We start from the raw sequence: 18,235 nt of genomic DNA, 5'->3' as shown, positions 1-18,235 counted from the left end.
CATGGCGCTTATCGTCGTCGCGGCCGCGCTCGCGGGCTGCGCGTCCTATCAGCCGGTTGAGGCCAACTGCTTCAACTTCCTGCCCATGGAAGACGGTGGGGATTGCAGCTTCACCCCGCTCGGGGGTCCGGTCGATGGCTAGCCTCCGCTCGCTGACGGCGATCGGCCTCGTGCTGGCGCTGCCCGCGCTCGCGCAGGGCGTGCCCACGGTGGACGCGGGCCTGATCGTCCGGAACACGGCGGCGAACGCGGAACGCGAAGCGGACATCGCCCGTCAGGAGCAAAGGGTGGCGATTCAGTCGCAGATCGAGGACATCGAGCGCGAACAGCTCGCCGTCCTCGAACGCATCCTCGACGCGCAGACCTCCCTCGGGGGTCGCGGCATCCCTGAAATGGTCACGTCGATGGAGGATGGCGACGGCGATCCCGCCGCCTCGGCCGACGCGCTCTACGCCCCGGTGGACACGAACCCCGCCGGGGAACAGATGTTCGGCGACGCGGCGCTGAACATCGAACAGCTCATCATCCAGGTCGCCAAGGACACCCACGGCTACGCGGGGGTCGGCGAGGCGGGCCTGTCCGTCGTCCAGTGGAGGTGCCTGTTGCAGGCGCTCATCTGGCAGGAAAGCCGGTTCACCATCGGCGCACGCTCGCCCGTGGGCGCGTTCGGCCTGACGCAGATCATGCCGGGCACGGCCGGCGATCTCGGCATCTACCCCGCCTACTACGACAACCCATACCTCCAGGTGGAAGGCGGCGCGCGGTATCTAGCTCGGATGCTCGCGATGTTCGACGGGAACATCATCTACGCGCTCGGGGCCTACAATGCCGGGCCGGGCCGGATCATCGAGTATTCGGGCGTGCCGCCGTTCCAAGAGACGCAGCACTATGTCCAGGTCATCCCGCAGAAATACAACGAATACCTCGCGCGCGTCGGCGGGATCGACGCGCTCGGAACCATCGACCCCGCGCTGATGGCGAACTCCGCCCTCTCGATGACCGGGGCCGGCGCCAGCTTCTATGGCAACAACTCGATGCAGTCGGTCCAGATGGCCGCGCAGCGGGTTCGCGGGATCGTCCAGCGGATCGGCACCACCACCGACCTGCAAGAGTCGATGGCGCTCAACACCTACGCGCGGGCCGAACTGGTCCGCCTGATCGCGGCGCGCACGCGCCTCCTCGCCTCGCGGACCAAGCCCTTGAGCGCCGAACAGGTGGCGCTCGCGGCGGCACAGCTCGCGGAACAGGAATTCATGGACTTCACCCTGGAGGACTTCTGATGACGACCCGTCGCTTTACGATCCCGACCCTTCTTCGATCGACGGCCGCCGCCGTCGTCCTCGGCGCGATGGCGTTGCCGGCGTCGGCGCAGGGCGTCCCCACGGTGGACACCCAGAACATCGCGCAGGAAATCCAGCAGCTTCGTCAGATGCTCACCGATGAGGTGTTGCAGAACGAACAGATCACCCAGCTTCTCGCCCAGCTCGACACGCTTCGCGAACAGTATGCCCAGCTTCAGGAAACCTACGCGGCCCTGACCGGCCTGATGGAGCTGCCCGAGATCATCCGCACCGAGATGGAGGATGAGCTGAACGGCATCCTCGATCAGGAATTTGGTGACATCCTCGCCACGGTCGATGCGATCAAGTCGGGCGACTGGTCGAGCCTCTCGGGAAGTGGATCCAGCGAGATCAGGACGCAGATGGAGCGGGTGCTGGCTGAGGCGGGCTTCGATGAGGACACGCTCTCGGAAATGGCGTCGAGCGGCACCCCCGGCGCGGAGCGCACGGCGCAGGCCGCGACCACCGGGGCCGTCACGTCCGCCGCCGCGCAGAACAGCTACTCGGATGCGGGCCAGTCGCTCGAACGGGTGGACCGGCTCGTCGGCATGATCGGCGACATGGAGGAGCTGAAGGACAGCGTGGACCTCAACACCCGCGTCACGGCGGAGCTGGCGATCGCCATGGTGGCGATGTGGCAGCTCGAAGCCGTGCAGACAGTCGGCGCGGGCCAGATGGGCGTCATCGACGCCGCGACGATCGCCGAGGAACAGCAGTTCATGGACTTCACCCTGCCGGACCTCTCGGCGGACTGAATCGAGGACAAGGGGCGGATCAGTGAAGCACGAACAGGAAATAGTCGAAGAGGAGCTGATCTACGGCGCGCGGCGCCGGGAACGGCTCTGGCAGAAGCTCGGCCTCGCCGGTCTGGTCTTCGGCGTCGTCGGATGCCTGTCGGCCGCTGCCGTCTCCGTCCTCGACGTCGATCCGCCCCCGGTCGTGGTGCCCTACGATCCGAACACGGGCATGGCGCTGCCGAACGCCTCGGTCGGGGCCAGCTCGATCACAGCCAACGAGGCCGTCATCGAGGCCATGGTCTACCGCTACGTGGTCGACCGCGAGACCTACAACCAGCTCGACAACGACCTGCGGGTTCGCAGCATCCTCGAACGCTCTGACGGGGCGGCGGAAGCGTCGCTTCGCCGAACCTGGGACAGCGCGAACGACGCCTATCCGCCGGACCTCTACGGCCCGCAAGCGCGCCTCGATGTGGAAGTGCTGTCGATCCAGCGGATCAGCTCGAACCGCGCGCAGGCGCGCATCCGAAAGCGCCTGACCTCGCCGCAGGGCGTCCAGAACGGGCTCTTCACCGCGACGATGCTCTTCGAGTTTCGGCCCGAGGAACGCCGGTCGATTGATGAGGTCTGGACCAACCCGTTCGGCTTCACCGTCACGGAATACGCGATCAGCTCCGACCGCAGGGAGAACTAGGATGAAGGCTCTCGCCACGACGATCGCCGTCGTCCTCGGACTCGGCACCCTTCCGGCGCTCGCGGAATACGTCCCGCGCGCCGGGCCGAACGATCAGCGCGTCCGGGTCGCCACCTATCAGGAGGGCCAGGTCTATCGGCTGAGCGTGAGCCTGACGCATGTGACCTCCATCGAATTCGGCCAGGGCGAAACCATCCGCTCGATCATCGCGGGCGACACGGAAGGCTTTCAGCTCGACGGGGTGCCGGGTGGCCGCGCCTTCGCGGTGAAGCCGAACGCGCGCGCGGTCAGCACCAACATCACGGTCTACACCAACCGGCGCAGCTACTACTTCCACGTCACGGAATCGGCCTCGCCGACCTTCTACGTCGTCCAGTTTCGCTATCCGCAGGAACAGGCCGCCCGCCGCGTCGCGGCGGTCGCGCAGCAGGCCCCGAACTACAACTACTCGGCCTCGGACAGTTTCGACTTCACGCCGGTCTCCGTGTGGGACGATGGCACGTTCACCTACTTCCGGTTCGCTCCGAACTCGCCCGTTCCCGCGGTCTTCCGCTACCGCAACGGACGTGAGCGGACCGTCAACAGCCAGCAGGTCGAGGACGGCGTGTTGCGCGTCTCGGGCGTCAGTGAGCAATGGGTGCTGCGGCTCGGGGATGAGGTCGTCTGCATCGTCATGAATGGCAGGGGCATCTCCGCGCAGGACTTCGCCTCCAACACCGGGGGGGTCTTCAAGTGAGCGACACGAGCAACGAGGAAATCGAACGCCGCCTGCGGGAACTCGAAGGCAGCGGCGGCAATACAAGATCGGGCGGCCCGAACCGCCCGAACCCCGTCGTGGCGATCCTCGGCGTCATCGTCCTGTGTGGTCTGGGGGCCGCGGCCTATCTCGCGTTACAGGACGATCCCGAGGTGCCGATGCCCACGGCCACCCCGGACGAATTCCAGACGGACGGCGGCGATTTCGGGGCCATCGAGCCCTTCGTTCCCGCCCCTGCCCCGGAGCCGGAGGTCGTCGTCGTGGAGGCACCGCCGGCGGAGCCGAACGCCGAACTCCTGGCCCAGCTCGCAGCGTTGCAGGCCGAGATCGAGGCCATCCGCAACGCCCCGGAGCCGGTGGTCGAAGAGGACACGGCTGCGGCCGACGCCATCGAGGCCCTGACCGCGCAGATTTCGGCATTGCAGGCGTCGTCCGAGAACGCGCAGTCCGCCTTCCAAGAGGAACTGTCGGCGCGCGATCGTCAGCTTCGCCAGCTTCGCCTGGACCTCGACGCGGCGCGACTGGAAGCCCAGAACAGGCCCCCGGCGCCGATCCCGTCCGGTCCCACGGAAGAGGAACTGGCGGAGCGTGAACGGCAACGTCTGCTCGCGGCCGAGGAAGCGGAGCGCCAGCGCCGGCTTCGCGAGAACGAGGCCGCCCGGATCGCCGAGCTGGAGCGGAGGCGGGCCGAGGAAGCGGCGTTCCAGCAGGCTCGCATCGACTCCCCGACGATCGCCTTCGGCGGCGGCGATGGAGGTGGCGAGGGTGGCCTCGAAGATCGCATATTCAGCGAAGGGGCGGATTTCGTCTTCAACGGCGCTCGTCCCGCCCAGGTCTCGCAGGCCGAGGTGATCGCGAACCCGTCGAACACGGTTCCCCAAGGGACGATGATCCAGGCGGTGCTTGAGACCGCAATCGACAGCTCAAGCCCCGGTCAGGTCCGGGCGACGATCTCCGAGGACGTCCATTCCTTCGACGGCGCGCGGACGCTGATCCCCCGCGGCGCGCGGCTCATCGGCCGATACCGCAGCGGTGCGAGCGTCGGTGAACAGCGTGTCACCGTCGGATGGGACCGCATCATCTTGCCGTCGAACCAGTCGGTCACGATCAGCTCGTTCGGCGGCGACGAACTCGGCCGCTCCGGCGTCACCGGCTTCGTGGACAACCGCGCGCGGCAACGGTTCGGGGGCTCTGCCCTTATCTCCCTCATCTCCGGGGGCACGGACGCGGCGGCCGGCTCCATCAACTCGCGAGCGGGATCGGACGTGGCGTCCGACGTGGGCGACGATTTCCGCAACGCGAGCCGGGGTGCCTTGTCGGATCAACTCTCCCTCGGACCTGTCATCTACGTCGATCAGGGTGCGACGATCTCCGTCATGGTGGACCGCGATCTGGAGATCTTCTGATGGCCTCCTCCTACCTCGAAGCCTCGCTCGACAAGCTGGGCGGTGCGATCACCGACGACGTAATCGAAATCTGCATCAACCCTGACGCCAAGGTCTGGGGCGAGTATCAGGGGGACCGCTTCATGCGGTCCCTCGACGTTTCGCTCTCCCAGGTCGAGGTGAAGGATCTGTGCAGCCAGATCGCGTCGGCGGCCGACACGCGGGTCGGCAAGGAGAAGCCCATCGTCTCGGTCTCCATCGAGTATAAGGGCCGTCCGATCCGGGCGCAGGTCATCCTGCCGCCGGCGGTTGCCAAGGGACACTCCGTCGCCCTCCGATTCTTCTCGACCCTGCCGCTCGACCGGATCGAACTCAAGTGGCTCTACGGGGCGGAACGCAGTCTCGAAGAGGAACGCCGGGCGCAGAACCTCAAGCTGCGGAAGGTCGTCCGGGACGGCGACATCTACGAAGCGGTCCGCTTCTGCGTCGCTCACAAGCTCAACATGATCGTCTCGGGCGGCACCTCGACCGGAAAGACGGTCGCGGCCCGTAAGGTCTTGTCCTACGTTCCTCCCGAGGAGCGGATCGTCACCATCGAGGAGGCGGCCGAGCTGATCCCCGAACAACCCAACGTGGTGACGCTGATCTCGAACCGCGACGTGCCGATGCAGTCGGCCGACGTGCTTCTGACCTCGACGTTGCGGATGCGACCGGACAGGATCGTCCTCGGCGAGGTGCGGGGCCAGGAAGCGATGACCTTCTTGGAGGCGATCAACACGGGGCATGGCGGCTCCATGACGACGCTCCATGCCGAGACGCCGCAGCTCGCCGTGCAACGGCTGGCGATCGCCGCGCTGAAGACGAACGTGCCTATGACCTATCAGGATATGATACGATACATCGAAAGCTCGATCGACGTCATCATCCAGGCAGGCCGGAACCTGGGCGATCGAGGCATCACGGAATTCTACCTGCCCGGCCAAAGCGATGAGGAGAAAGGCCATGAAGATGTTCGAGCATGAGGTGCTGACCTTCGATGTTGGAAGCCGGAAAGGAGCAGCCGAGATGGAAAATACCCTACGGGAATGGGGTGCGATGGGATGGGAAGTTGTATCGGCTGTCCCCCACAACGCCAAGCCGCAAGGGTTTCTCGTCTTCATGAAGCGGGAAACGATAAAGGGTCATGATGCCTCGGAAGAAGCGGCCTGATGTTGAGACACAGCATCCTTACGTCATTAATTTTTGTCGCTAGCTTGTCCCCGGCTGCGGCTCAACTTGTTCCAGAACCAGCGGATCAAGCCCCGGCGTCATGCCCCAATCGGCCATCCGATCCGGTGATTATTGAAAATATGGACTTCCGTGACGCTCACCGCGTCATCTTTATCCGCGATATGTATCGCGCATATACGTTCAATAACGTGGTGGAAAGCGGCACTTGCGGGTGCGAGCAACGCTATCCCTCGTGGGAACCCGTTGTTCAATATTATCTCGAACACTACGCCGGTATAGAGGACCGTCACGAACTTCGCGAACATGGCAGGGCATACGACAACACAATCCAAGCCTATCGTGGAACCGCGCGCGAAATCTGTCTCGCGGCTGGAACGTGGAAATAGGGGCAGCAAGTGAGCATCGTAACATTCTTCGTAGAGACGGCTGACAGCTATCTTGAAGACGCCGCTGAAACCCAATTCGGAGCCGTCGCCTCAACTGTTGGGACAGTGCTGATCGTTACGATGACGCTCCTCGTCATCCTCGTCTTCATCAACATGGCTTTCCAGGTCAGGTCGATGGACGGGAGGACGGCCTTCTGGCTTGCTGTCAAACTCGCTCTCGTCGGCCTATTTGCGACGAACTGGGCGCAATTCAACTCCTTCTCCGCGGCGATTCTGAATGGCATCGACAGTATCGCTGGCTCACTTGTCGCATCCGTCGGTGGCGGAACACCAGGACCTTCTGGCACCTTTGCCGAAGAGTTTGATAGGGTAATAGAGAAATTCGCCGAATATATGAATGGCATCGGTGAAGAAATGAACTGGGTAGCGGGCGGCTTCATGTCCGTTGTCGGAACGGTTCTTCTATCGCTGCTCGGCGGCCTCGCGGCGTTCTTCTTGATCGCGGCTCGTTTGATGATCGCTCTCCTGATTGGTCTCGCACCGATCATGATTTTCCTGACCCTCTTTGAGGTCACGAAGGACTACTTCGCGCGCTGGCTCTCGGCGCTGATCTCGTTCGCGATCTACCCCATCATCATCGCTGGAGTCTTCGCGACGATCATTGGTGTGTCGAACTCCTTGATCGCTCGACTTACGACGGCTGACGCCATCGGCACGATCGGCGCCGTCGTGCCCTTCTTCATGATGGTCTTCATGGCGAAGGGGTTCATCCTTGCGACCCCCTTCCTCGTTCGGGCGATCTCGGGGAACATCGTCATGCCTGCTCTGTCGAGTGGTCTCGGTGGTGCCGTCGATCTTGGTCGTGGCTTTACGGGAAGCAATCAGGCCGTTGCGCGGCAGAAGTATGGCACCGCGAGTTATCCTGAACTCATCGGACTTCGCGGTCGGTCGATGGCCGGTCAAATGTTCTCGCGTCCTTCCGGTCCGACCCAGCAAGAGGCACCTCCGCCGCCTCCCGCCGAGGGTGCCGGGGCCAAGATCCAGCGGATGCAGGATCGAGCGAACCGGCTCCGCCGCTAACGAGAAAGGCCCGCCATCGGCGGGCCTTTCTCCACCGGGCGCCACGATTCGCCTTGCTCCGTCATGTCCGGTCGATCACCTGTGATCGAACGATTACCACAAGGCGAAGGACCATATGCCGAGCACCGCCAGCCTAGCGAAGAAGATCCGTGAAATTACTGCGAACGACGCCGGCGAGCCGGACCTCTACGGATACATCCGCGATCTCCTCGTGCGATCGACCTATGGGGTCGGACTGCAAGATCGTCAGGTCGTCGTGGACTCGAAGATGGACGGCTCCCGCAAGCGGCCCGACCTTGCGATCTACCGCACCGAAAACGGGAAGGTTCTGAAGGGCCCGAACCATGCGATCGCGGTCTTCGAGGTCAAGAAGGACGATCAAGTTCAGGCGGCGCCCGTTCCGATCCTCCGCGAGAAGAGGGCCTACGTCCAGGCGGGGACGAAGTGGTTCTACTTGATCGACCAGGCCGTCGTCACTCGCCTCGATGTGTCGGACCGCGCCGCTTTTGCCAAGTCCTTGGCGCCAAGGGCGGGCCTAGCCGCCGCGATCACGAAATCATGGACGTGGCCAGAGCTTTCGGACCCGGAAGCGTTCGCGAGCTGCTTCGGCGTCCTATCAGCGGAGCATCTGACGTTGGAGGCGGAGCTGGAACGGTTCCGACGCAACGAGACGCCCTTCTCCTTCCTCCCCGTCGAGCCAGAGACGCGCGGGCAGTTCTCCGACACGGTGCGCGAAGCCGCAGAGCTTCTTCGTGAGGCGGTCAGGGAGATCATCGAGACGAGGGGTATCGCGGACCTCAAGAAGGCGTCCCGCCTCCTCGAACCCATGACTGCTGACTATGGTCAGGCCGTCTTCGATTGGACGGATGAACAGCGCCCGATCCGGTTCGAGCGGATGGTCGAGCGGCGCCACCGCGAAGCCCTCGATGAGGGCCTTGTGGTGGACTATGAGCGCCGCCGACAGGACGTGATGGCCGATCTCGGTCCCTACATCTACGCGCTGCGCCTCGAACACGATCTTTTCCAGCACTACGGCGAGCGGCAGGGTGTCGAGGGTGCGAGCCTTCTGAAGGTTGAGAAGGACAAGTCGAAGCCGAACGCCCGATTGCTCCAGTCGCTCGCCTACGAAACGGGTTCGCTGATCCTCTCCCGGATGCTGACGATCCGGTTCTGTGAGGACTACGGCCTCTTCAAGGTGCGCTACATCTCCAACGGCGGCATCGACGTCTTCTGGCGCTTCGCGGAACACTTCGACCTGCCGATGCAAGAGTTGATGCGTCAGACCTACCGTCACGCCCAAGGGGTCTTCCGTTCGATCTTCGACGCGAACCTTCTGGATTGGGCGATCGCCCGGAACGATCCCGCCCTCTCGACCGCCCTCGAACGATCAGCGTTCATCCTATCGCGATGGAACTTCAAGACGGTCGAAGGGGACGTTCTGTCTGGCGTCTACGACCAATATCTCGACGTCGCACAGCGTCGCCGGTTGGGCGAAGTCTACACCCGCCCCGAGGTGGCACGGTTCATGCTCGAAGCGGCCGGCTGGTCGGGCAACGACGACATTCTCGATCCGGCTTGCGGAACCGGCACGTTCCTCGTGGAGGCCCTGGTGCAGCGCCTTCGTCAGCTCGCGGACGCCGGGGCCGTAAACGCCGAGAACGTGCGCGCCGTGGTGGCGCGCCTGCACGGCTTGGACATTTCGTCCTTCTCCATCGCCTTGGCGCAGATTCAGATCTTCTGGCATCTGATCGACGTGGTTCGTGGCAAGACGGTCGAAGAGACGCGCGACTTTGCTCGCGCCATCCTCCCGAGCCTCCCGCTTCATGGCGGATGGTCCTCGCTCGATCCGATGGGCCGAGCCTTCGGCGAAGGGAACGAGGCCGGGACTGCCGCGCAAACCGGCATGACGTTCCGCCTGGTGAACGGTGAGCGCGGCGGGGGCGCTCTGATCCCGCCAGGGTTCGAGGCGGTGGCGCAACGGGACTATGACCTAGTCGTGATGAACCCGCCCTACATTCGCTCCGAAAGGACGGGCGCGGGCGGCGTGGGCGATGCCTACTCGGAGGTCGCGTTCAAGAACACCGACACGTCGATCTACTTCATCTACCGGGCGCTGCGGCAGTGGGTGAAGCCGGGCGGACGACTTGCCTTCATCGTGCCAATTGGAATGACGGAAGCGGCCTATGCGGGGCCGCTTCGGCGGATTCTCGAAGGCTATCGCATCAAGCTCGTGGCGGACCTCGAAGGGTTGGGGAAGTCCACCTTCCGGGGCGTAAAGCGAGCGACGATCATCATGGTGATCGAGCGTTCCGAACCTTCGCCCGACGACGAAGTGGAAATGCTCCAACTCGGCCCGACCGCGCTCGTGGACGACGTGATCGACTTCGGCCGGGCCACGCGGACGACGGTTCGCCGATGTCAGATCGACAGGCTCGCCTATCTTCCGGAAGCCCTGCGTCCCGCCGTGACAGCGCCCGTGGAAGGAGTTGGGGACGGTGGGGCTGGCGGCGACGGGGACACGCCGGCACCGATCGCCCTGCCCGCCTGGGTGGCCGCGATGAGATCCAACGACGACAGCGCGGACGCGATGCTGACGAAGTTCGGCGCCGGCGATCCGGAGGCCCTGGCCTCGATGGCGGAGCTGCCCCGACTGGGCGAGATCGTGCGGGTCGTCTGGGCACGTCGCGACCGTGGCCGCATCGTGGAGGTCCGGGAGAAAGAGCCGAACGGTGAGCGGTATGCCTATCGTCCGGAGCTTCTGTTCAACTATGGCGTAAAGTTGGGTGGTGGCGCCGCGTTTTGTCAGGAAGGCGAGACGGATTGCATCGACCTCTACAAAGGCCAGAACATCTTCCCACAAGGGCTTCTCGGCGAACCAATGGGGCGGTGGTCTCCAACTGCGCGTAGGGAAAGCACACGCTACATCTACACATACGCGGACCAACTCACCTATCGAAACACCTACGCCTTGCGGGAAATCTCACAGCTTCCAACAGCGGCTCCAATCGTCGCGGGGTCGGGATTTCAGAACACGGCTCATATTGTCGAGCTGACCGAAACATTCCCGCTGAACGCTTATCTCCTTAGCCGCGTGGTTCAATTCTACGCTGCACGCATCCTTCGATCTTCCATCATCGAAGACCTCGGGTGCCACTGGTATAAACGCACACTGACGCTCCTCCCAATTCCGCCGGATAGGACGTTGGAACGTCTGGAGGAGCTGCGTGCGGCCGGCGAAGCGGTGATGAACGCGGACAGCGACATCGCGGACCGCTACCGCGAGATCGACCGACTGATCGCGGAAGGCGCGGAGGACGGTCGGACCGTCAATCGGCTCGTCGTGGACGGCGATCCGCTCGTGGCGGGCATCGACCTCAACGACGTCTCCGAAACGCCCGTGCCGGTCCTGCACATCCGTGAAAGCGGCAACGAAGTGAACAGCTCCGATCTGTTCTTCCGGCTCAAGCTGCCGGATGCGGCCCTCCGCACCTTCGTCGCGTTCGATCTTGCGCGGCGCGTCGAGGACGACCCAGAAGCGGAGCTATGCCGCGACGACGTGCTGGGCCTCGCCGTGCCAACGAACCTCGATGCGGTCGTCGCCGCCATCCGATCGCTGACCGATGACGACCTCACTGCGCGATACCAGCAGGCGCTCTATGATCTCGACCGGATCGTCGCGGATCACTGCGGGATTTCGGACGAACATCGGGATCACATGATCGACGCGATGACGGACGATCCAATCCTGTCGCAGATGCGCCCCATGATCGCCCAGCGGGGCCTCCGGGTGCAGCTCTACGCCGACCATGGAGACGTGAACCGCTACGGATAGTCGTGGTGAAGGCTATTCGCGCAAGCCGCCGGGGCCGTCGCGGTCGGCCTGGCTGTCGCGGGTCGCTTGGAACTCTCGTAGGTCTGCCAGCTCCTCGGCCGTGATGTTCCCCTGGGCGTGGTCCGCTTCGGCCTCACGCATCATCGCTGCACTCTCTTCCTTCACCGTCGCGGCCTCTGCCTTCCAGATCCGCGCCGCGTCGCCAGCCGCCTGCTTGGCCCAGGCGGGGGCCGTCTCCGTGAAAGCGAAACCCTCCCGGTCCAGATCGGCCACGGGTCGGGTGTAGGCCGGTCCGGAGCTGTCATAGAGGGTAGCGGAATCGGCTTTGGCGATCGCGCGTGGAAGGTTCTCCGTGGAGCGCGCGAACCGACGCAGCACGTCCTCCGTGGGGACGTGGTGCCCCCCCTGCTCGACACGGCTCGCGACCCGCCCGACGTTCATCCTCGCATCGCCGGTGCTGACGTAGTGCAGCTCGACCCGGAACCCCGCCTCCCCGGCCTCGTCCATCAACTTCATCGTCCTGGCCCCGGAAAGCGTCGTCTCGACGGTGAAGCTCTCGCGGGCCGCGATGGCATCGGATTGCTGGCGGATCGCCTCGCGCCCGGCGGCGACGGACGCCGCCTCGGGCCGCTTGGGGTCGATCCTGCGCGCGATCGCGTCGGGGTCGATGATCCGCCCCGCGCCCAAGGCCCCGCCTGCCGTCAGGGTGGACTTGCCCGATCCGTTGGGACCGGCGACGACATGCAAAACGGGACGTGGGCCGTCGCTCACGCCTTCATGCCGCCCGCGCTTTCGACCTCACGGTCCAGCTCGGCCGTCACGTCCGTCTCCGTGCCGTCCGGCGCGATCTTGAGGATGCGGCCGTCTTCCCCGAGGACGATCATGTTCATTCCCTCCGCGCGGCGGGCATCGAGGACCTGGCGCTGGCGGTCGATGAACTCCGGGTTTTCCTTCACGACGCGGGGCCTCGGACGGGTTGTCTCGATACCTTCCTTGCGGCCCTGCCGTTCGGTCAGGATGGCCTCCAGCTTGGTGAAGTCTGCGATCCCCTTCGCGACGACGGCCTCGGCGTCCGCCGACGCCGCGATCTGGCGAAGATCGAGGTTCTGTTGCACGGCGAGGTCCATTTCACGCTGGCCACCGTCACGCGCGGCCGCGATGGTCTTCGTGCCTTGCTTCGCCCGCCGGGAATTGATCCGGACCGCGCCGCCTCCTGCCGAGACGGTCGCCGTTGCGATGGGCACCGGCTCGGCAGCGGCCGGCGTGCTGGGCGCTCCTGGCGCGGGGGCTGGCATGGGCTCCGGCTCCGCGCTCGGTCGCGGCGCGTCCTCCTCTCCGGGCATGGGCGCGTCCGTGCTGGTGATCGGTGCGGAATTCGCCCCGCGCTCGGCGGGCTCGGCCTTCGCGGCCAGCGCCGGCTCTTGGGTTGGGCCGCCGCCCTCTGACGGCTTGCCCGCTCCGATGTCCTTGTCGTCCCCGTCCTCGCCCTTTCGTGCGAGGTTCACCAGAGGAAGCGGCAGCTCGCCCTTCTGCGCGCCGTGGATCTTCCGGAACATCGGATCGTCGTAATACTGAATGCGCTTCGCCCGGATCGGCATCTGCGCGTCCACGACGACGATGATGTCATCGAGCGGCATCCGCCGCGCGTCGTCCTCGGTCAACAGCGCGACCTCCTCCGTGCGCTCGGACATGCTGCGCCCCTCGAAAGGGTTGCGGCCGATGGACCGCGAGCGCGTCACGACGCGCTTCGTGGTCTTGCCTACGGCCTTCGACAACTCCTCGACGGTCTTCTCGTCGGATGGCGTGAGGTAGAGCTTCACGCCGGCGTTGCCTTGGAGCGCGCGCCGGGTGTTCTCGCCGTAGATTTCGTCCAGCGCCGGGATCGTCTGGGTGATGACCGCGAGGTGGCCGCGATAGGATCGCAGCGTCTCGATGCTCTCCACGACGATCGGCATCTTTCCGAGACGGTTGAACTCGTCCAGCAGGATCATCACGGGCCAGGGCTCCCCCTCCCCCGGCTCCTTGGTCTGGATCGACGCGATGAGGTCGGAGAAGAACAGCCGGATCAGCGCGGCGAGCGGCTTCACCATGTTGGGAGCGACGACGAGGTAGACCGACATGGGCTTCTTGCGGATGTCGCGGAAGTCGAAGTCGCTGACCTCCGTGGCGCGGTCGATCGCCGGGTTGGACCACTGATTGAGGCCCGAGGTCATCAACAGCGACAGGTAGGACGTGAGCGTGTCGTTGTTGGTCGATGCGAGACGGACGAAGATCCGCTTCGCCGCCTCGTTCTCCACCTTGGTCGAGAGATTGAAATACGCCTTCTGCTTGTCACCGCCATCGGACGCGATCCGGTAGATCTCGCCCAAGGTCGGTTTCTTGCGCTCGAAGGCCAGAAGGCCGGCTGCGACGAACAGCTCGATCCCGCCCTCCAGCAGGCCCTTCACCTTGTCGTTCTCCGATTGGAGGAACAGCGTGGCGAGAAGCTGAAGCTCCATCTGCTGCTGCTCCGGGTCGTCCAGTTGATAGATGCGAAGCAGCGGGTTGTAGCGGTGCGACCGGCGGTCCGCCCAATCGGTCGGTGCGAACCTGAACACCGCGTCGCCATGCGCGGCGCGGTGGCGCGACGTCTCCGTGAACAGCTCTCCCTTCACGTCGAGCGCCACGGTGCTGCCCTTCCACAACAGGAGGTTCGGAATGGCGAAGCCGGACGTCTTGCCTCGGCCGGTCGGCGCGACGACCAGGGCGTGAGGGAACACCTTCGAGCTGAGAAGCTGGGCCTTCCCCTTCGCCCCTCTTATCTTCCCGAGCGCGAAGCCGGTGCCCGGCTTGCCCATGAACCCGTTGCGCTTCAGCTCGGCCGCCTTCTGGAAGCGCGTCTGCCCGAACCGGGTGAGCGCCTGACCCGACAAGGCCGCGCTCGCCAGCAGACCGACCGCAGTGAACCCTCCGACGATGAGGTTCACCATCTGGAAGTCGTCCGGGCGGATGATCCGCCAGTCGAGATAGCTTCGCGCGACCCAGGAGAAGTCGATCTCGGCCCGGATGCCGTAGTCCCGGAAGGTCAGGTAGGCGGTCGCGGCGACGTAGCCCATCGCGGCGAACACCAGCGTCAGCAAAACGACCCCGACGGCGATCTTGCCCTTATCCATGGGTCGTTCCTTTCTCGCTGTGGGCGTGCTTGAGCCGTTGCGCCTCCACCACCTCCTCGGAAATCTCCGTGGTCACTTCGTCCAGCGCCTCGCTATGCGCCGTGGTCGCGTCCGATTGCAGGTAAGCCTTGGCGGCGTAGAGACGGTCCAGCCGGTCGTCTATGATCCCGTCCAGTGCGTCGGCATCGCCCTCCTTCAGGCGCTCCAACCGCTCGTCGGACAGCTCGCCCTCGACCGCACCGCGGAAGGCCGCCTTGCTCTCCGCGTCGGGCATGGAGGCGTGGATCGGGTCCGTCCGCTCTCGGGCCACCACGTCGTTGATCGTGCGCCGGCGGTCTTCGCTATCGCGGTCATCGGCCTCGCCGCCGCGCCAGTCTTCTTCCGCCTTCTCGCCGGCATAGTCCTCCCGCATCTGCATCCGGGCGTCTTCGGCGCGCTCGGCCGCCAGTATGCTTCGGGCGAGGTCGCGATGTTCCTCGACGGTGGCGAGACGTGCGGGCGCGTCGGTGCCCGCACGGCCGTCCGCTTCGGTGAGGCTGTCCGTCCGCTCGGACGCCACCCGCCGCACGGCCTCGTCGTTCCGCACGTCTTCGGCCTGGGCGTAGGTCCGCCCGAGGCCGCGCGCGAGGTGGTCGGGCATGTCCGGGTAGCGGTCCTTGAAATCGCGGGCGACGGCATCCTCGACGCTCTCGCGCTCACCTGCCCGCGCCATGATCGCGTCCGTCTCCTGCGCGACCCGCTCGAAGGCCGTGCGGTCGGTCACGTTGCGGCCGAACGGCTCGTCGGTCAGCACGGCGGAGGGCGCGGCGATGATCTCGGGCCGCTCGCGCAGGTAGTCCCGCTGCTCCTGCTCGATCCGAGCCTCGGCGCGCGCCTCGATCTCGAAGCCGCGCTCGTTGATCTGGGCCTCGCCTGCCCCGTCACGGCGCATTTCCTGGCGGACGGCCCGGCTCACGTCGTCCACGCTCTGACGGTCGTAGTGGAAGTCTCGCCGGTCCTCGACGTCGACCACGCCGTCGTCGCGCAGCACCTCGGCCCGCTCCAGGGCGGTCCCGAGCTTCACATGCACCGCGTCGAGCTTGTCGGCCGCGATCCGCACGTCCTCGCGCCGCTCGAGGTTGAGCCCATCGGTCTGCGCGATCTTCTCCATGTCCTGCGCCAGCCATTCGCGCTCCAGGGCGGCGTTGTTCGCCCCCTGCTCGACGCGGGCGATGACCGTTTCGCTGGAAATGCCGGTGCCGCGCAGCGCCGTCTCGATCTGGGCGCGGGTCTCGGGCTCGCGCAGCCGATCCGTCAGCTCGCTGTTGATGTTCGCCTGGCTGTAGACGCCCGTGTCGCTCGGGGCCTGCGTGAGCGTGGGGGACCGGACTCCCATCGGCTGCAAGTGCGCCATGTCCGCGTAGAGCTTGTTGACCTCCGCCTCCATCGCGGGCCGTTCGGCCTCGGGGAGTCCCCGCACCATCGCCTCGACGCGCTCGCTGCGCTCGGCGAGTTCCGTCTTCATCTCGTCAAAGCTGGCCATGTAGATGTCTCCTGTCTGTTCGAGCTGACCTTTGCGCGCGAGGATTTCCCCGGCGCGGAACAAGGCGTCCGCGATGTCTTCCCGCCCTGCGACCGACGCCTCGGCGGACAGGGCTCCGTAAGTTTTCGAGGCGGTGGCGATCTCGGCCGCCGCGCGCGCCAGATCCTCGCCGACGCGCTCGCGTTCGACCGGGGCACGCCCCTCTTCCTTCGCAGCATACACCTCGCCCGTGCGGGCCGGGTATGTCAGCACGCCGCGATCGACCCTGCGGGTCGCCTCCAGGCGGACGCCCACCTTGTCGGCCTCCTCCACCATCGCCAAGCGGAAGTCGTCGTAGTTGAAGCGGTGATCGCGCCCGAGGTAGAAGATTTCGCCCTCCTCGGACCGTCGATTGAGGACGATGTGGGCATGGGGATGATCGCGGTCCTCGTGGACGGCGATCAGGTAGTCGAAGTGACCCTGCTCGTTTCGGAAGAACCGTTCCGCGACGGCCGCCGTGATGTCGCGGACATGCTCGCCCTTCGTCCCGACGGGATAGGACAGGAGCATGTGGGTCGTATGGCCGAGCTTGGGATTGAACCCCTCCCCCCACCTCTTCGAGAATTCGTTCGCCACGTCCTTTATCTCTTGGCGCGTCAGCGTGGCTTTGCCGTCCAATCCACCAGTGCTGTCGATGATGTGCGACGACTTGGTGGTCAGGTATTCGAGCTGGCGGGCGAGCTGCGCCTTCGTGTGCGTGCCGCCGCCCCGGATCGCCTTGAAGACCGCCGCGCGGTGTCCGCGCGCCGCACGAACCATCTGCCGTTGCTTGGACCCGAGCCCCTGGGTCGAGCCGCGCACCTTGCTCCATCCCTCCCGGAAGACTTCGCCCGTGACGGCGGTGACGGCATCAGTCCGCGCCATCGGCCAGCTCCTCCAGGGCCGCGTTCGCGGCCAACGTCATCCTCTTGGACCGACGTTGCGCGAGCAGGTCGATCTCGTTGGCGAAGGACCGGATGAACATCGCTAGACCCTTGATCTGGTCCAGGCTCGCGACGCCGAAGGCGGGTGCGATCCCCTTCTGCTTCGCCTCGTTCAACCGCTTCGCGATCTGCGTGATGTTGTTGCCGACCCGGTTGAGGGACGCCCGGAAGCCCTGAAGCTCCTCGGCCAGGTGCTCGTCGGGCTGGAACACCCCGTTCGATGCGCGGATCAGCCGGCGCAATCCATCGGCTCTGGTGGCGATCTGGTGCCGGGTGAGGACCGCATCGAAGGCCATCGCCTCCTCTGGCGTGAGCGTCACGGAGAACGTGACGCTCCGATGCGAGGCGTCGCGGCGGCGGTCTGTTTCGCGCTTCAGCGTGTAGTGGACCGTGCGCGTCGTGATGCCGTGCTTCGCCGCAAGCTCCTTTGCTGCAACGCCTTTCGCCGCTTCGCGGACGATGGCGCGACGTTCATCGAGCGTGAGGCGGCGGCGCGAAGGCATAGCGAACAAACAACCCCTATTTCCTGCCAGTCTCTTACCTTCGTTTAGGCTTCGACGCAATCGAAGATGGCAGCGAGTGTCGAAGCCTAAACGAAGGTAAGTCCATCGAAGCGGACCCCGACCAGGGGTCCGCGCGTCGAACCCGGCGGGTGAGACCGACCGAAAGCGAAGCTGAAGGTCCGACAGATTATCCCTTCTGGGGCCACCTATGCTCTCAAGAGCACCCCTACCCCCAAGCGATATCGACTTGCTGCTGTAGCACCCCTCCCAGCGCCTCTCCGGGCGCCTACTGGCTATCCGATCACCCATCCTCGCCGAAACGACGATCTCGGTCCTCAATCTCGAAGGATGACGGAAGACGAATGACCGCAGACGGACAGCGGATGACGGAAGACGGCAGACGGAAAGCAGAGGGAAAAAAGCGCATGGAAGATGACGCCTAACCGCAGACGGACAGCGGATGACGGAGGACGGAGGACGGAGGACGGACAACGCTTGGCGGACGACGCGGAACGCTTGGCAGGTAGCGGAAGGCGCGTGGCGCGTGACGCCTAAAGCACAACGGAAGAAAGAGAACGGAAAGCGCGTGACGGAAGAAGGACGACGCGCTACTGATGACGGAAAGCGGACGGTGCGTGACGTCGAACGCATGACG

Annotated in this window: 14 protein-coding genes and 1 pseudogene; 11 read left to right on the top strand and 4 right to left on the bottom strand. The window is 65.1% G+C overall.

What is annotated here, in order from left to right:
- Position 1 precedes the first annotated feature (1 nt).
- From JAN5088_RS19115 to JAN5088_RS15985, 11 genes are all read left to right on the top strand, one after another.
- Positions 2 to 142 (top strand): hypothetical protein, encoded by a 141-nt coding sequence (locus JAN5088_RS19115; protein ID WP_199502176.1) that lies wholly within the window; start codon positions 2 to 4, stop codon positions 140 to 142.
- On the top strand, positions 135 to 1,280 hold the full coding sequence (locus JAN5088_RS16020; protein WP_055683847.1) for a lytic transglycosylase domain-containing protein: 1,146 nt from the start codon (positions 135 to 137) through the stop codon (positions 1,278 to 1,280). The genes JAN5088_RS19115 and JAN5088_RS16020 overlap by 8 nt, the downstream gene beginning before the upstream one ends.
- Positions 1,280 to 2,095: a type IV secretion system protein gene (locus JAN5088_RS16015; RefSeq protein WP_199502169.1), complete on the top strand. Its 816-nt coding sequence runs from the start codon at positions 1,280 to 1,282 to the stop codon at positions 2,093 to 2,095. Before JAN5088_RS16020 ends, JAN5088_RS16015 begins: the two co-directional genes overlap by 1 nt.
- A gap of 22 nt (positions 2,096 to 2,117) precedes the next feature.
- The gene (locus tag JAN5088_RS16010; protein WP_055683846.1) at positions 2,118 to 2,771 is read left to right on the top strand and encodes a VirB8 family type IV secretion system protein; all 654 of its coding nucleotides are present in this window, start codon (positions 2,118 to 2,120) and stop codon (positions 2,769 to 2,771) included.
- Position 2,772: 1 nt separating this feature from the next.
- Complete coding sequence (locus tag JAN5088_RS16005) at positions 2,773 to 3,507, top strand: TrbG/VirB9 family P-type conjugative transfer protein (RefSeq protein ID WP_055683845.1); 735 nt, start codon at positions 2,773 to 2,775, stop codon at positions 3,505 to 3,507.
- The gene (locus JAN5088_RS16000) at positions 3,504 to 4,934 is read left to right on the top strand and encodes a TraB/TrbI/VirB10 family type IV secretion system protein (protein WP_055683844.1); all 1,431 of its coding nucleotides are present in this window, start codon (positions 3,504 to 3,506) and stop codon (positions 4,932 to 4,934) included. Before JAN5088_RS16005 ends, JAN5088_RS16000 begins: the two co-directional genes overlap by 4 nt.
- A complete protein-coding gene (locus JAN5088_RS15995; protein WP_055683843.1) occupies positions 4,934 to 5,935 on the top strand; it encodes an ATPase, T2SS/T4P/T4SS family in 1,002 nt (333 codons plus the stop codon). The genes JAN5088_RS16000 and JAN5088_RS15995 overlap by 1 nt, the downstream gene beginning before the upstream one ends.
- Positions 5,916 to 6,122 carry a DUF4177 domain-containing protein gene (locus JAN5088_RS18750; RefSeq protein WP_144431863.1) on the top strand — a complete coding sequence of 69 codons (207 nt, stop codon included), beginning with the start codon at positions 5,916 to 5,918 and terminating at the stop codon, positions 6,120 to 6,122. Before JAN5088_RS15995 ends, JAN5088_RS18750 begins: the two co-directional genes overlap by 20 nt.
- A complete protein-coding gene (locus JAN5088_RS18965) occupies positions 6,122 to 6,529 on the top strand; it encodes a hypothetical protein (protein ID WP_158448504.1) in 408 nt (135 codons plus the stop codon). The genes JAN5088_RS18750 and JAN5088_RS18965 overlap by 1 nt, the downstream gene beginning before the upstream one ends.
- Positions 6,530 to 6,538: 9 nt before the next feature.
- Complete coding sequence (locus tag JAN5088_RS15990; RefSeq protein WP_055683842.1) at positions 6,539 to 7,609, top strand: TrbL/VirB6 family protein; 1,071 nt, start codon at positions 6,539 to 6,541, stop codon at positions 7,607 to 7,609.
- A 454-nt stretch (positions 7,610 to 8,063) separates the two neighbouring features.
- Positions 8,064 to 11,441, top strand: a complete 3,378-nt coding sequence (locus tag JAN5088_RS15985; RefSeq protein ID WP_158448503.1) for an HsdM family class I SAM-dependent methyltransferase — start codon at positions 8,064 to 8,066, stop codon at positions 11,439 to 11,441.
- A 12-nt stretch (positions 11,442 to 11,453) separates the two neighbouring features.
- Here JAN5088_RS15985 and JAN5088_RS15980 read toward each other — a convergent pair whose 3' ends face one another.
- The 4 genes and pseudogenes from JAN5088_RS15980 to JAN5088_RS15965 all read right to left on the bottom strand — a co-directional run bounded on the left by JAN5088_RS15980 (position 11,454) and on the right by JAN5088_RS15965 (position 17,580).
- On the bottom strand, positions 11,454 to 12,212 hold the full coding sequence (locus JAN5088_RS15980; RefSeq protein ID WP_082430060.1) for an ATPase: 759 nt from the start codon (positions 12,210 to 12,212) through the stop codon (positions 11,454 to 11,456).
- A 737-nt stretch (positions 12,213 to 12,949) separates the two neighbouring features.
- A pseudogene (locus JAN5088_RS15975) lies at positions 12,950 to 14,593 on the bottom strand (type IV secretory system conjugative DNA transfer family protein); the annotation flags it as partial.
- Positions 14,586 to 17,018 (bottom strand): relaxase/mobilization nuclease domain-containing protein, encoded by a 2,433-nt coding sequence (locus JAN5088_RS15970; protein WP_055683839.1) that lies wholly within the window; start codon positions 17,016 to 17,018, stop codon positions 14,586 to 14,588. The pseudogene JAN5088_RS15975 and the gene JAN5088_RS15970, both read right to left, overlap by 8 nt.
- On the bottom strand, positions 17,005 to 17,580 hold the full coding sequence (locus JAN5088_RS15965) for a helix-turn-helix domain-containing protein (RefSeq protein ID WP_055683838.1): 576 nt from the start codon (positions 17,578 to 17,580) through the stop codon (positions 17,005 to 17,007). The genes JAN5088_RS15970 and JAN5088_RS15965 overlap by 14 nt, the downstream gene beginning before the upstream one ends.
- Positions 17,581 to 18,235: the final 655 nt, after the last annotated feature.

The organism is Jannaschia rubra (assembly GCF_001403735.1).
Taxonomy (GTDB): Bacteria; Pseudomonadota; Alphaproteobacteria; order Rhodobacterales; family Rhodobacteraceae; genus Jannaschia; species Jannaschia rubra.
This window is presented reverse-complemented; position numbering and strand designations above follow the sequence as displayed.

Coding starts and splice junctions, on each gene's coding strand:
- JAN5088_RS15970 (WP_055683839.1), bottom strand. CDS start 17,018: ATGGCGCGGACTGATGCCGTCACCGCCGTCACGGGCGAAGTCTTCCGG.
- JAN5088_RS15995 (WP_055683843.1), top strand. CDS start 4,934: ATGGCCTCCTCCTACCTCGAAGCCTCGCTCGACAAGCTGGGCGGTGCG.
- JAN5088_RS19115 (WP_199502176.1), top strand. CDS start 2: ATGGCGCTTATCGTCGTCGCGGCCGCGCTCGCGGGCTGCGCGTCCTAT.
- JAN5088_RS15965 (WP_055683838.1), bottom strand. CDS start 17,580: ATGCCTTCGCGCCGCCGCCTCACGCTCGATGAACGTCGCGCCATCGTC.
- JAN5088_RS16015 (WP_199502169.1), top strand. CDS start 1,280: ATGACGACCCGTCGCTTTACGATCCCGACCCTTCTTCGATCGACGGCC.
- JAN5088_RS16005 (WP_055683845.1), top strand. CDS start 2,773: ATGAAGGCTCTCGCCACGACGATCGCCGTCGTCCTCGGACTCGGCACC.
- JAN5088_RS18965 (WP_158448504.1), top strand. CDS start 6,122: ATGTTGAGACACAGCATCCTTACGTCATTAATTTTTGTCGCTAGCTTG.
- JAN5088_RS16020 (WP_055683847.1), top strand. CDS start 135: ATGGCTAGCCTCCGCTCGCTGACGGCGATCGGCCTCGTGCTGGCGCTG.
- JAN5088_RS18750 (WP_144431863.1), top strand. CDS start 5,916: ATGAAGATGTTCGAGCATGAGGTGCTGACCTTCGATGTTGGAAGCCGG.